Origin of the sequence: Kordia antarctica (genome assembly GCF_009901525.1) — a bacterium.
Taxonomy (GTDB): Bacteria; Bacteroidota; Bacteroidia; order Flavobacteriales; family Flavobacteriaceae; genus Kordia; species Kordia antarctica.
This window is the reverse complement of record NZ_CP019288.1, coordinates 3,548,576-3,563,207: the sequence shown is the minus strand read 5'-3', so window position 1 is coordinate 3,563,207 and position 14,632 is coordinate 3,548,576. Positions and strand designations below refer to the sequence as shown.

The window sequence follows — 14,632 nt, the reverse complement described above, 5'->3', positions numbered from 1 at the left end:
TCCGCAAACCTTCTGTTTTTCTTTAATTTTTAAACTATTTTAGCAAAAAAATAACAGATGAGAACACTTACCATTGGAGATATTCATGGAGGATTTAAAGCCTTAATACAAGTGCTAAAACGCGCCAATGTAACTCCAAATGACACCTTAATTTTTATGGGCGATTATGTTGATGGTTGGAGCGAATCTGCTGAATTAGTCGAATTTTTAATTGATTTAAACACAAAGCAAAAATGTGTTTTCATTCGTGGAAATCATGATGTTTGGTGTCATGAATGGTTATTAGACAGTCATGTAAACGATATTTGGTACGCGCATGGCGGAAAAGAAACGTTGGAAAGTTATGAGCGTATTTCTTATGATAAACAACAACATTTAGAATTCTATGAAAATCTAGAAAATTATTATATTGACGATCAAAATAGATTGTTTATTCATGCAGGATTTACTTCTATGCATGGCGTAACGAAAGAGTTTTATCCGAAGAATTTTTATTTTGATAGAACACTGATTGAATCTGCAATATTAGCCGAACAAATAGGTATTGAAAAATTAATCGGCACCAAATACGCGCCAAAACGATTGAACCATTACAAAGAAATTTATGTTGGACATACGCCTACTATCAATTATGATTGTGATGTACCGATGAAAGCAACTAATTTATGGGATGTAGATACTGGCGCGGCATTTACAGGAAAACTCTCCATCATGGATATTGATACGAAAGAGTTTTGGCAAAGTGATCCGCTTCCAACATTATATCCAACTGAAAAAGGTCGTAATAAATGATACCACAAAAAAAATTACAAAGAGGAATGTCCGTTAGAAGAGGAAACAAAAAGATTCCTAATAATGATTTTAAAAATAGATAAGTTGCTGAAATATAAATAATTACAATAAATTCGAATAACTATTTCAAAAGCATAATAAGATGTTAATTCTTTCAAAACCGTAATTATTTTGAATATTTAGTAGTACTTTTGCAAAATATTAAATACCCATCAATGTCTATAAAAAATATACGTTTAGAAGTTATGCAAACCATCGAAAAAGAAATTGATGGTTACATGGATAAGTATCTAATTCCACCTGAAAAAATATGGCAACCGACGGATTTTTTACCTAATTCTCAAAAAGATACTTTTTTTGATGAAGTGCATCAAATACGAGAAGAATCTAAAGAATTAGGATATGACTTTTGGGTTGTATTAGTTGGTGATACGATTACGGAAGAAGCTTTGCCAACGTATGAATCGTGGTTAATGGATGTTGAAGGAATAAATCAGCATGGAAAAGGCGTAAACAATGGTTGGGCAAAATGGATTCGTAATTGGACAGCAGAAGAAAATCGTCATGGAGATGTGTTGAGTAAATATTTATATTTATCTGGCCGTGTAAATATGCGTGAAATAGAAATTACAACGCAACATATGATTAGCGATGGATTTGATATTGGAACCGCAAATGATCCGTACCGTAATTTTATATATACAAGTTTTCAAGAGTTAGCAACTAATGTTTCTCACAAACGTGTTGGACAACTCGCAAAGAAAAAAGGAAATGTCTTGCTTGGAAAGATGTGTAATATTATTGCTGGTGACGAAATGAGACACCATTTGGCATATAGAGAGTTTGTAAAAACGATCTTAAATTATGATCCAAGTGAAATGATGTTGGCGTTTGAAGATATGATGCGTAAAAAGATTGTAATGCCAGCGCTGTTTCTCAGAGAATCTGGAACAGTAATCGGTAGTGCGTTTGAAAACTTTTCAAATGCAGCACAACGTTTAGGCGTATACACAACACATGATTATATTGATATCCTAAGAAAGTTGAATGCATATTGGGAAATTGATAAGTTAACTGGATTGACCGCTTCCGCAGAAAAAGCTCGTGATTACGTAATGAGATTACCAGATCGTATGGCGCGTATTGCAGATCGTGTTACGATTCCTGAAGATATTACACGATTCAAATGGGTTGAAGCGAATGGAATGCTTTGATTTTAGATCGCTGCGCTGTTAGACCGCTTACGCTGTTAGATGTTAGAACGCTTCGCTTTTAGATTGCTTACTCTTGCTTGAATTCTAAACGTTTTGACTCAAATTACTGAAAGGTCACTTCGAGTAATTTTCGATAGAAAATTGTATCGAGAAGTACTTTGAAATATTGAAGTAACTTGCTAGAAACAAAGTGTCATACAATTTACTAACCAAAAAACTTTTAAATTTTACATTTAGTATTTTATATTTTGCGGTTCAAAAGTGTTCTCGGCTTTAGTTTATCTTGAGCGATAGTCGAAAGGCTAGAACTGACAACTTTGGAATTAAAAATAAAGTGCGTCAAGCTGAACTTTTACACTGAGCTTGTCGAAGTGTGATTCAGTTTCTCATAACAGTAAGCCAATATTTTCAAATTAATAAATTTTCAAATCATCAAATTAAAATATAAAAAAATCCGCTTCGTAAAAAGCGGATTTTTTATTTTTTGTTTCAATATATTGATTACAAATCAAACTTAATTCCTTGCGCTAATGGCAATTCAGTAGTATAATTGATTGTATTTGTTTGTCTACGCATGTATACTTTCCAAGCATCAGATCCAGACTCGCGTCCGCCACCTGTATCTTTTTCTCCACCGAAAGCTCCACCAATTTCCGCTCCAGAAGTTCCAATATTTACATTGGCAATTCCACAGTCAGAACCTTGTACAGACAAGAAATGTTCTGCTTCACGTAAGTTGTTTGTCATAATTGCAGACGATAAACCTTGTGCAACTCCGTTTTGAGCGTCTAAAGCATTTGTTACATCACCAGAATATTTTAATAAATATAAAACTGGAGCAAATGTTTCGTGTTGAACAATTTTGAATGAATTTTTTGCTTCTGCAATTGCAGGTTTTACATAACAGCCACTTTCGTAACCTTCGCCGGATAAAACGCCACCTTCAACAATAATTTTTCCACCTTCTTCAACAACTTTCGTTAACGCAGCTTGATAACCTTTTACAGCATCTTTGTCAATAACTGGTCCAACATGATTGTTTTCATCTAATGGATTTCCAATACGTAATTGTCCGTAAGCTTTCACGATTGCATCTTTTACTTTATCGTAAATAGAATCATGAATAATTAATCTACGTGTTGATGTACAACGTTGTCCAGCCGTTCCAACAGCTCCAAAAACAGCTCCGATAACGGTCATTTTTATATCTGCATCTGGCGTCACAATAATTGCGTTGTTTCCACCTAATTCAAGTAAAGTCTTTCCTAAACGTCCTGCAACTTCTTTCGCTACAATTTTACCCATTCGCGTTGATCCTGTTGCAGATACTAACGGAATACGAGTGTCTTTAGACATCAACTCTCCTACTTTATAATCTCCATTTATTAAACAACAAATTCCTTCTGGTAAATCGTTTGCTGCAAAAACTTCTGCTGCTATATTTTGACAAGCTACGCCACACATTGGTGTCTTTTCAGATGGTTTCCACACACAAACATCACCACAAATCCAAGCCAATGCTGTATTCCAAGCCCAAACGGCAACTGGAAAGTTGAATGCCGAAATAATTCCGACAACTCCTAATGGATGGTATTGTTCGTACATTCTGTGTCCTGGACGTTCCGAATGCATGGTAAGTCCGTGAAGCTGACGCGACAATCCAACTGCGAAATCACAGATGTCAATCATTTCTTGTACTTCACCTAAACCTTCTTGGTATGATTTCCCCATTTCATAAGAAACCAATTTTCCCAAAGCTTCTTTTTTCTCTCTTAATTTATCTCCGAACTGACGCACAATTTCACCGCGTAATGGCGCTGGCATTGTTCTCCAAGTTTGAAAAGCTGCCGTTGCAGTTGTCATTACTTTTTCGTAATCTTCTTTTGTAGTAGATTTTACTTTTCCAATCAATTTTCCATCTACTGGAGAATAAGATTCAATGATTTCTCCATTAGAGAAGTTATTTGAACCTGTTGATGTTCCTTCGTTTATATCTTTTAAGCCTAGTGTTGCTAACGCTTCTTTGATTCCAAAATCAGTAGTAACTGCTCCCATGTATTTATAACTTTTTTAAATTCTTTTGTTAAATTTCTGCAAAGATAGCACAATTCTAGCAATCTTCATCTGCAATAAATCGTTTATCATTCCAGCTTTAGAATGGTATAATAGTACTGTGCACGAAGATATTTTTGATTTTTTATACTATCAATCCAATAACTTTTTCGCTCCTTATGTAACCGTAATTCTGTCTTTTTTTCGTGACTTATATTTTTTATCTGACTGTATGTAGTTCCGTGTTTTACCAAGTTTTCTTTTAACAGGAATGTTTCTGTGTCAAAATAATACCACCATTTTGTTGCGCTATTTGGATATTCAACTTTAATTTTAAACGCTTCACTTCCATCTTCTAACCTAACTTTTCCTTCTAATTTTAATGAAGCTTCATCTGCCAACAATTTATACGGTTGCCACAAAACATATTGTGCTCCAGTAATTTCTTTGTGCGCTTTTTCAATAGTTTCTAAATTGGTTTGTTTTTGTTGATTGAAGAATAAAGATGTTTCCGTTCCATCAAAAACAATACGTTTTTGTATTCCCTTTTCTTTCCAATCAACTTTCGAAGTGAATTTAGGTCGTAAGATATTATGAAACAATTGCTTTTTTTGGCTCTCTATCTTTCCTGAACTATCGTATAAAATGGTTGTTTTCTCATAGATTAACGTTTTAGGCAGTTCCCAATTCGCTATTCCTCCATGTGCTTCTTCCAAAGATGTATTAACAATCATTTCAGCAGTACGTTTGGATTCGCATGACAATGCAAGAAATCCAAAAATTACACCTAAAAAAACACTTTTAATCTTCATCTGCGGTAAATCGTTTGTCAACTGGCATTACGGTTCCGCAATTGTCACAGGTTCGAAGTTCTTTAGAAGCATAAAAATCTTTAAAATGTCCTAAAAAATCTTTTTCAACATCAATCAATGGAAACTTTACTTCATGCAATTGATGATTACAATTGTCACAATACCATTGCAAACCGTCCATTAAATCGGTTCCTTTTCGTTTGCGCTCAACAACCAATCCGATAGAATTTTCAAAACGAACTGGCGAATGTGGCACACAAGCAGGATGCAAATACATATCGCCTGGTCCTAACTTCATGGTTTTCTTTTCGCCATCTTCTTGAATATGAACTTCAATATTTCCTTCTAATTGAAAAAATAATTCTTCGGTTTCATTAAAGTGATAATCCTTTCGTGCGTTTGGTCCGCCAACAATCATTACAATATAATCGCCTGCGTCTTTATACAAGTTTTTATTTGCTACTGGTGGTTTTAATAAGTCTCTATTTTCTTCAATCCATTGATTGAGATTAAACGGTTTTTGTATTGCCATTATAGTTTGAAATTTAGACTTTAAAATTACGATTTTTTAGCGATCCTTAATCATTTTAAATCAGGCAAAACCGTAAGTTACTGACACATAAGTGTTAAGTAAGGTAAAACCGTACTTAACCAACTGCATTTTTCTTTATCTTTTTAAACTAATCAAATTAAAACTTATCATGAAAAAAAAGAAACTTAGTAAAAAGCTAGATTTAAGGAAGAAAGAAATTTCAAGCCTTTCAAGTATACATGGAGGTATTGTTCCAGTAAGAGTTGCAATAAATCCTAAATCAAATGACGCTAGATGTTTTAGTAGAATAGATACTTGCTTGTGCATGACTGTAGGTGCATGTGCTTCTGTTGAAGCTGCTTGTCCTGTTTAAATAAAATTAAAAATAGAATATCATGAAAAAAAAGAAATTAAAATCATTATCGCTCAAAAAATCTTCCATTTCTAACTTAAATGGTGGTGCTCAAAATGCAGCGAGACCTATTCAGCTTACTAGAAATTTAGAAGAATGTGTATATACAAATGATATATACGAATGTACTTGGTATAGCGAATTATATTCGGCTTGTGAATGTGAACCTTCTTGGGATTTAGGATGTCAACTATCTGTTGATAGACCATGTGACATATTATAAAAAGCTAGATTTTAAAACTCTAAAAAGCTTCAAAAGTAGTTACTTTTGAAGCTTTTTTTATGCAATCACTTCTAAATAAAAATCTGAAAAACAACAGCTATTCCATTTGAATTTATGTAATTTAAGGCACTAATCAATTTTACATTCTTATGAAAAAAAAGAAAATCATTAAAAAGTTATCATTAGGGAAAAATCAAATTTCTAACCTTGGAAATGTAAAAGGTGGCGCGCCAGCGCAATCATACATTACTTGTGAAACCTGTGCTATTGGCGGTGGTTGCGGATTTCTTACTGAAGAAGCATTAACTTGTTTTCGTGTCAGTGAAGCAAATACTGCATGTACGTGCCAATCAAAGGAGGTTCACGGATGTGTTAAATAATCACTTTCTAAACAATGTATTCCTTTAAATTACTAAAGCACTTAAAACTACTTAAGTTTTAAGTGCTTTTTTATGCTTAAAAAGCTGTATTTTTAAATGTTAACTAATTAAAAAATATTTATGAGAGTTTATGTCTTTTTTACAACAGTTTTATTATTATTATTATTGACGAGTTGTGTAGAAACCTCAACAAAAAAGGAAGTTAAAAGTTCTAACCCTTCGCAAAATAACTTCGGCTTGGTCATTCATGGCGGCGCTGGAACGATTTTAAAAAAGAATCTAACTCCTGAACTAGAAGCACAATACAAAGAAACATTAGAAAAAGCAGCTAGAAAAGGCTACGAAATTTTACAAAATGGCGGTACAAGTTTAGATGCCGTAGAACAAACCATTCATATCTTAGAAAACTCGCCATTATTCAACGCGGGAAAAGGTGCAGTATTTGCTAACAATGAAAAAAATGAATTAGACGCTTCTATCATGGAAGGAAAAACGTTAAATGCTGGCGCAGTTGCTGGAGTAACGAATTTAAAAAACCCAATCTCGGCTGCGCGAAAAGTTATGGAAAACTCAGCTCATGTATTGCTTGCTAGAGAAGGCGCAGAAGAATTTGCCGCTTCACAAGGATTGGAAGTTGTGAATCCTGATTATTTCTTCACAGAAAAAAGATATCAATCGTTATTACATGCGAAGCAAAATCTTTCAGACGACAGCAAAAGTGCCTATGTTGATCCATATATTAACGATTACAAATTCGGAACTGTTGGTTGTGTTGCTTTAGACAAAGACGGAAACTTAGCCGCAGGAACTTCTACAGGCGGAATGACCAATAAAAAATGGAATCGTATTGGTGATTCTCCAATAATTGGCGCAGGAACGTATGCAAACAACAAAACCTGTGCAGTTTCTGGAACTGGACACGGCGAATATTTTATCAGAGCAAATGTTGCGTATGATATTTCTGCTTTAATGGAATACAAAAACTTGTCGCTACAAGAAGCTGCAAAAGAAGTGATTCAAAACAAACTAAAAAATATGGGCGGCGATGGCGGAATTATTGCCATTGATGCAAAAGGAAACTTAGTAGCTGAATTTAATACTGCCGGAATGTACCGAGCAACAGTTGATGAAAATGGAACGATTACCGTTGGAATTTACAAAGAGTAAAAACGGAAAACTTCAACTACTTTACGAATACTAAATACATAGCAACGAATACTCATTAAGCACTACAATTATGAAAAAGTCTGCCTATTTTACAAAAAAAAGCATCATGCGCAACACTACTATTTTCATCCTTTTTTGGGTATTTGTTGGATTATTCTCGTGTAAAACGGAAAGTCCTGAAGCAGACAACATCTTTGAATTCAAAGACTACATTTATCAAACAACTGCTGGAACTGTTTCTGTAAATGAACCTATTATCATAGGATTGCAAAAAGAAGTTACCGATTGGGCAAATGATCAGGAAGTTCCTGTGAAGCTCCTAAAAATAAATCCAAGAGTGAATGGAAAACTGTTTGTTCAAAACAACAAAACCTTGCGCTTTGTACCTGAAACATCACTAAAGCCAAACACAGAATATAGCGTAACGCTTCAATTAGATGAGATCTATGAAAATGTTGCTGACGAATTCAAAAAATATACATTCGCGTTCAAAACTGTTGCACCAAACTTTACGATAGTTACCAACGATTTACAATCATATTCCAAGGAATGGCAATACTTAAACGGAATGTTGCGTTCCGCAGATGTTATTCCGAATGATAAACTAAAAGATTTACTAAAAGCTACACAAAACGGCAAGGAATTAGCTGTAAAATGGAGTGCTGATGTGTTGAATAATACAACCTACGAATTTACTATAGACAGCATTAACAGACCAATTGACGATTCGGAAATACAAATTTCGTGGACAGGAAAATCAATTGGTGCAGACACAAAAGGTTCAAAATCGTATCTCATTTCTGGTCAAAACAATTTTTCTATCATTGAAATAAATGTTTCGGAAAGTCCTGAACAAAAAATCAGTATTAACTTCTCGGATCCATTACTCAAAAATCAAAACTTTGAAGGATTGGTAACTGTAAAAGATCAACAAAACATAACCTATGCTGTTGATGGAAACATTTTAAATGTATATCCTGGAAACAGAGTTACAGGCACAACAATGTTGGAAGTTTTTACAGGAATCAAAAACAAAGAAGGTTTCAAACTAAAAAGAAATTTCACAAAACCCATTTCATTCGAACAACAAAAACCACAATTACGCGCCATTAGCAAAGGTGTTATTTTACCAAATTCTAAAAATTTGACGTATAACTTTCAAGCGATGAACTTGAAATCTGTAGATGTGCGAATTGTAAAAATATACCAAAAAAATGTGCTTCAGTTTTTACAAGATAATAGCATTGGCGAAATTGATCGGTATAGCATTCGTAAAGTTGGAAGACGTGTTGCCAAAAAAACCATTAATCTTATCAAAAATAAAGACGAAAACGATGGACAATGGAAAACGTACGGAATTGACTTATCAGAACTATTCAAAGCAGAACCTGGCGCTATTTATCAAATAGAAATTGGTTTCAAAAAAGACTATGCATTATATACCTGTGATGCTGTTGCTGATAAAACTGAAGAAGCAAGTTCGCGCGGCGATTATTACCAAAACCGAGAAGATGAAGACGAAAATGAAGAAGAATATTGGGACAACGAAATATATGATTTCCGAAACTACAGCTACAATTGGAATGATCGTGAAAATCCTTGTACAGATTCGTACTATCTAAAAGATCGTTTCTTAACAGCAAACATAATAGCTTCTGACTTAGGTGTAATTGTAAAAAAAGGCGAAAACAAATCGTACTATTTCGCGGTAAGCGACATTCTATCTACAAATCCTGTAGGCAATGCAAAAGTAACTTTATACAATTACCAACAACAAGAAATTTATTCAAGACGAACGGATACTGAAGGGTTAATTACCATTGACGCAGACAAAAACGCATACTTTGCTATTGTATCCAAAAACAAACAAATGACGTTCGTAAAACTGAATGATGGAAGTTCGTTGTCCATGAGTAAGTTTGATGTTTCTGGGAAAAAAATTAAAAAAGGAATTAATGGTTACATCTACGGAGAACGCGGCGTTTGGCGACCTGGCGACACCTTACACTTAGCATTTGTTTTAAATGACAAAGGAAGTCCGCTTCCAAAAAATCATCCAGTAAAAATGGAAGTTACGGATGCGCGTGGAAAATTAATCTACAAAAACGTCTTGACGGAAGGCGTAGAAAATTTCTATAAATTTACGGTTCCGACTGCATCAGAAGCGCCAACTGGAAATTGGGAAGCCAATGTAAATGTTGGTGGCGTAAATTTCTCTAAAACACTTAAAGTAGAAACAGTAAAACCGAATCGATTAAAAATTAATATTGATTTTGACGATGAAATATTAGCCAATTCTAGACCAATTGAAGGAACACTAAAAGCGGCTTGGTTGCATGGCGCGCCAGCTAAAAATTTAAAAGCAGAAGTCAGTATAAAATTAACGAATACAAAAGCGTCTTTCAAGAAATTTCCAAACTATGAATTCAACGATCCGACACGTGAATTTAATGCAGAAGAATTTATCATGTTCGAAGGAAATTTAGATGAAGATGGTTTGGTAAAAATCTCTAAAAAAATAAACGTAGAGAAAAAAGCGCCAGGAATGTTGCGCGCTTCTTTTTTAACGCGCGTATTTGAAAATGGCGGCGATTTCTCTATTGATGCATTCTCCAAAAACTTTGCACCATATATTTCTTTTGTTGGATTAAAATCACCCGAACCAAAACAATATGGTTCATTTTATACAGATGAAAATCAAAAATTTGATATCGTTACAGTTGATGATAAAGGAAACCCGATCAAACGCAACGGACTCGAAGTAAAAATCTATGAAATTAACTGGCGTTGGTGGTGGAGTTCGTCGTATGAAGACCTTTCTTCCTATTCGGGAAGTGACTATCATGAACACTATAAAACCTTAAGAGTCAATACGGACGCAAACGGAAAAGGAAGTTTTAACCTCAACATTCCTGATGACAATCGTGGGCGTTATTTAATTCGTGTATACGACGCAAAAAGTGGTCACGCAACAGGAATGACGACTTATTTTTATAAAAATTGGTGGCGCAGAAGCAACGACGGAAACTCAGAAGCGGCGAAAATGTTAATTTTTGCAGCAGATAAAGAAACATACAATGTTGGCGAAAAAGCTACGATTACGTTTCCTTCTGGAAAAGGCGGACGCGCATTGGTAAGTGTCGAAAATGGCACAGAAGTTCTCAGTACAAAATGGGTAAAAACTTCAAAAGAGCAAACCACGACAACGATTCCGATTACAGAAGAAATGGCACCAAATGTATTTGTAAATATTTCGTTGGTTCAAAAACATGATAACGTTTCCAACGATTTACCAATTCGATTATACGGAGTCATTCCAATATTGGTAGAAAATCCTTTAACGATTTTAAAACCTAAAATCTCCGTACCAGAAACGTTGCGACCAGAACAATCATTTACGGTAAAAGTAAGCGAAGAAAACAAAAAAGCAATGACGTATACAATTGCCGTTGTTGATGAAGGTTTATTAGATTTAACTCGATTTAAAACACCAAATCCTTGGGACGTTTTTTACCAACGACAAGCACTTGGCGTTCGCACTTGGGATATTTATGATGACATTATTGGTGCATTTAGCGGAAACATAGATCAAGTATTTGCAGTTGGTGGTGGCGATGGCGGAAATGGCGCTAAAAACAAAAAAGCAAATCGTTTTAAACCTGTGGTTGTGTATCTAGGTCCTTTTCAGCTCAAAGCTGGACAAACAAAGTCGCACAAAATTGAAATGCCAAATTATATTGGCGCTGTTCGTACAATGGTTGTTGCAGGAAACCCTGAAACAGAAGCGTATGGAAATGCAGAACAATCATCGCAAGTAAAAAAACCTTTAATGGTGTTGGCAACTGCGCCACGAAAGTTGAGTCCAGGCGAAAAAGTAACACTTCCTGTGACGGTTTTTGCGATGGAAGATAAGGTGAAAAATGTATCGCTTCAACTGAAATTGCAAGACGGAATTTCTGTAATTGGAAGCGCAAACCAGACACTTACATTTGATAAACCAGATGAAAAAATGGTCTATTTTGACTTAGATGTGAGCGAAGCAAAAGGCATTCGAACTATAGAAGTGATTGCCACAGGAAACGGCGAAAAAGCATCCTATAAAATTGAAATTGATGTAGAAAATCCGAATCCGATTACGAAGAAAATTCATGAAGTTACTTTAGATGGAAAAACGGCTAAAACACTCAATTTTGATACATTCGGCGTTGCAGGAACAAACGCCGCAGTTGTAGAGTTTTCTACATTGCCGCCAATGGATTTCACCTCGCGAATGGAATATTTAATTCAATATCCGCACGGTTGTATTGAGCAAACGACTTCAAGTGTATTTCCGCAATTATACTTAAACGATATTTTCGATATTACAACTTCAAAAAAGCAACAAATAGAAAGTAATATTGAAAAAGGAATCAAACGATTGGCACATTTTCAACGTCCAAATGGCGGTTTGAGTTATTGGATTGGCGAAAATAGAACCAACGAATGGGGAACAAGTTACGCTGGACATTTTATGATTGAAGCTGAAAAGAAAGGCTATATATTACCACTCAATTTTATGAGTCAATGGATTAGTTTTCAGAAAAATGCAGCGCGTGCATGGCGTACTAATAACGATAATTACTACAATGCTGATTTAGCGCAAGCATATCGTTTGTACACGTTAGCGTTGGCTGGTCATCCAGATTTAGCTTCCATGAACCGATTGCGAGAATCCAATAAATTATCAAACGATGCCAAATGGCGATTGGCGGCGGCGTATGCATTGGCTTCACAGAAAGAAGCAGGGGAACAAATTGCAAAAACGGCAAATATTAACTTTGAACCTTCAAGAAATCGGTATGATTATACCTATGGATCCATCGATAGAAATCGTGCAATGGCAATGGAAACAATGGTGATTTTGAAAGATAAAAAAGCGATTGATATGTCAAAAATAATTGCAAAAAGATTATCTTCAAGCGATTGGATGAGTACACAAACTACCGCGTATAGTTTGTTAGCAATGGGAAAAATGGTGACGCAAAATGGTGGTAAAAATATCAAAATGCAATTCTCCAGTAATGGAAATAATCAGCAAAATATTGAAACTTCTAAAGCAATTGCACAACGTGATTTAACTATTGTAAAAGGTGCAAATTCGTTACAAATTGAAAACAAAGAAGATAATGTTTTGTTTGTGCGTGTGTTGAGTACTGGAAAATTACCGCTTGGCGAAGAATTGGCTGAGAAACGACATTTAACAATTAGAGTGACGTATAAAGATAAAGCTGGAAACGAAATTGATGTAACGAAGTTGCAACAAGGAACTGATTTTATGGCAACAGTTACTATTTCTAATGATAGAGCTATCTTTTTGGGCGATGTTGCTTTGACAGAGATTTTCCCTTCTGGTTGGGAAATTGTGAATACACGTTTTACCGATTACGGAAATACAGAATCAAGCGAAGCAAGACATACCGATATTAGAGATGATCGTGTGAATTTCTATTTTGATTTGCCACGAAGAAGATCAAAAACATTCAATGTATTGCTGAATGCTTCCTATTTAGGAAGATACTATTTACCTGGAATTCAAGCAGAAGCGATGTATGATAATGATTATTTTGTGCGTACTAAAGGACAATGGATTGAGGTTGTGAAATGATGCGAGTTATTTATATGTTGCTGTGTTTTTTGTTACTGCTTTGTTATGCTTGCGCGAATAAAAACGGTGACAAAACAGAGAAGTCTATTGTCATTCAAGAGGAAACGAAACCGTTTTTGACGAAAGAGCAACAAGTATTGAAGAATAGTCAACAACTTGAAGAGCAAAAAAATGCTTATAGTATGAGAATGTATAACATACTAAATCGCGCTATTTTAAAAGCAAATCCGCATCTTAAAAAAGAGCGTTATGAAACACATTATGAAGAATTTGAAGATAGTTTAAGCACTGTAACAATTCGTATATCTATTGGTCACCTCTTTTCAGAAAAAGAGCGTCATTTATTAATTGCAAGAAGTGATATGGGCGAAATTTATCATAATATATATGTGATAAAGAAAAATGATATAGAAACTGTTTTGGAAAATAAACACTGGAAAATAACGTATATTTCTGACACAATTCAAGACATTAATGGTGATAATCTTAAGGATTTCGTTATCAATGGCTATGGTAGTTCTGGTTGCTGTTTAAAAGCATTTAGCGAAGTATTTATATTAAAAAAAGATAATAGAAGTTTTTCTGATCGCTATCATTTTATCAACCCAACGTTTTCACCGAAAGAGCATCTAATTAAAGGTATCTGTTATGGACATCTTGGAGAGACAGAAATGTACAAATACAAATGGAATGAAGAAGCTATTGACACCATAGAATTCATTTCTTTTCAAAAAAATAAGCTAGGAGAAAAAACAGGCAACATCATACGATCAAATAAAAGATTTTGGATTGAAAAAGGCAAAAAAGATATTATAGTAACTAAAATACCCAAAGAATATAGAGAAATCTATGGCTTTGATTGGTTTATGGGAAAAATATGAAAACAGACTTTACACCATATTACGCAGTAATTTTCACTTCTATTCAAACAGAAGATACGGAAGGTTATGCCGAAATGGCGGAACAAATGGAAAATCTTGCCAAAGATCAAACTGGATTTATTAGTATTGACAGCGCACGAAATGCTATCGGAATTACCGTGAGTTATTGGGAAAGTTTGGAAGCTATTCAGCAATGGAAACAACATACAGATCATTTGGTTGCACAACAAAAAGGCATTAAAAATTGGTATGCGTATTATAATGTGAAAATCTGTAAAGTTGAGCGTGAGTATAGTTTTGAAAAATAGTTTAGATAATATTAGTTTTACTTAACCCTTCAATTAAAAATTAAGAAATATTAAAATGGTTTTTATGATACATATTTAATTTCAGGTTTTTTAATTTCATTTTCTTTGCTTTCCCAAAGAAAAGAAACAAAAGAAAGGGAATTTTTCCAGAGGTATTTCTAGTTTTTAAAAGAAAAAACTAGAACCGTAACTATTTTTCTAAATTTTCTCCAAGG

The 14,632-nt window shown here is 34.4% G+C and carries 12 protein-coding genes; 9 read left to right on the top strand and 3 right to left on the bottom strand.

All coding sequences use genetic code 11. The annotated features are described in order from the left end of the window. Window positions 1-57 precede the first annotated feature (57 nt). Both IMCC3317_RS14815 and IMCC3317_RS14810 read left to right on the top strand, forming a co-directional pair. Complete coding sequence (locus tag IMCC3317_RS14815; RefSeq protein ID WP_160130273.1) at window positions 58-792, top strand: metallophosphoesterase family protein; 735 nt, start codon at window positions 58-60, stop codon at window positions 790-792. Between the two features lie 215 nt (window positions 793-1,007). Beyond that, window positions 1,008-2,006, top strand: coding sequence for an acyl-ACP desaturase (locus IMCC3317_RS14810; RefSeq protein WP_160130272.1), 999 nt, complete (start codon window positions 1,008-1,010; stop codon window positions 2,004-2,006). 501 nt (window positions 2,007-2,507) lie between these two features. On the opposite strand, the gene amaB is transcribed toward IMCC3317_RS14810, so the two are convergent. The 3 genes from amaB to IMCC3317_RS14795 all read right to left on the bottom strand — a co-directional run bounded on the left by amaB (window position 2,508) and on the right by IMCC3317_RS14795 (window position 5,402). Further along, a complete protein-coding gene (amaB, locus tag IMCC3317_RS14805) occupies window positions 2,508-4,061 on the bottom strand; it encodes an L-piperidine-6-carboxylate dehydrogenase (protein ID WP_160130271.1) in 1,554 nt (517 codons plus the stop codon). Between the two features lie 86 nt (window positions 4,062-4,147). Beyond that, window positions 4,148-4,870, bottom strand: coding sequence for a hypothetical protein (locus IMCC3317_RS14800; protein ID WP_160130270.1), 723 nt, complete (start codon window positions 4,868-4,870; stop codon window positions 4,148-4,150). Further along, entirely contained in the window at window positions 4,860-5,402 is a 543-nt protein-coding gene (locus IMCC3317_RS14795) for a 3-hydroxyanthranilate 3,4-dioxygenase (RefSeq protein WP_160130269.1), read from the bottom strand. Before IMCC3317_RS14795 ends, IMCC3317_RS14800 begins: the two co-directional genes overlap by 11 nt. Window positions 5,403-5,571: 169 nt before the next feature. On the opposite strand from IMCC3317_RS14795, the gene IMCC3317_RS14790 reads away from it, so the two are divergent. The 7 genes from IMCC3317_RS14790 to IMCC3317_RS14760 all read left to right on the top strand — a co-directional run bounded on the left by IMCC3317_RS14790 (window position 5,572) and on the right by IMCC3317_RS14760 (window position 14,417). Continuing rightward, window positions 5,572-5,775: a class I lanthipeptide gene (locus IMCC3317_RS14790; protein ID WP_160130268.1), complete on the top strand. Its 204-nt coding sequence runs from the start codon at window positions 5,572-5,574 to the stop codon at window positions 5,773-5,775. 22 nt (window positions 5,776-5,797) lie between these two features. After that, window positions 5,798-6,037, top strand: a complete 240-nt coding sequence (locus tag IMCC3317_RS14785) for a hypothetical protein (RefSeq protein WP_160130267.1) — start codon at window positions 5,798-5,800, stop codon at window positions 6,035-6,037. Window positions 6,038-6,186: 149 nt separating this feature from the next. Further along, complete coding sequence (locus tag IMCC3317_RS14780) at window positions 6,187-6,417, top strand: hypothetical protein (RefSeq protein WP_160130266.1); 231 nt, start codon at window positions 6,187-6,189, stop codon at window positions 6,415-6,417. A 120-nt stretch (window positions 6,418-6,537) separates the two neighbouring features. Continuing rightward, complete coding sequence (locus IMCC3317_RS14775) at window positions 6,538-7,584, top strand: isoaspartyl peptidase/L-asparaginase family protein (protein ID WP_160130265.1); 1,047 nt, start codon at window positions 6,538-6,540, stop codon at window positions 7,582-7,584. 106 nt (window positions 7,585-7,690) lie between these two features. Next, complete coding sequence (locus IMCC3317_RS14770; RefSeq protein ID WP_228054812.1) at window positions 7,691-13,228, top strand: alpha-2-macroglobulin family protein; 5,538 nt, start codon at window positions 7,691-7,693, stop codon at window positions 13,226-13,228. After that, window positions 13,225-14,109, top strand: a complete 885-nt coding sequence (locus IMCC3317_RS14765) for a hypothetical protein (RefSeq protein ID WP_160130263.1) — start codon at window positions 13,225-13,227, stop codon at window positions 14,107-14,109. Before IMCC3317_RS14770 ends, IMCC3317_RS14765 begins: the two co-directional genes overlap by 4 nt. Continuing rightward, entirely contained in the window at window positions 14,106-14,417 is a 312-nt protein-coding gene (locus tag IMCC3317_RS14760) for an antibiotic biosynthesis monooxygenase family protein (RefSeq protein ID WP_160130262.1), read from the top strand. The genes IMCC3317_RS14765 and IMCC3317_RS14760 overlap by 4 nt, the downstream gene beginning before the upstream one ends. The last annotated feature ends 215 nt before the right edge of the window (window positions 14,418-14,632 follow it).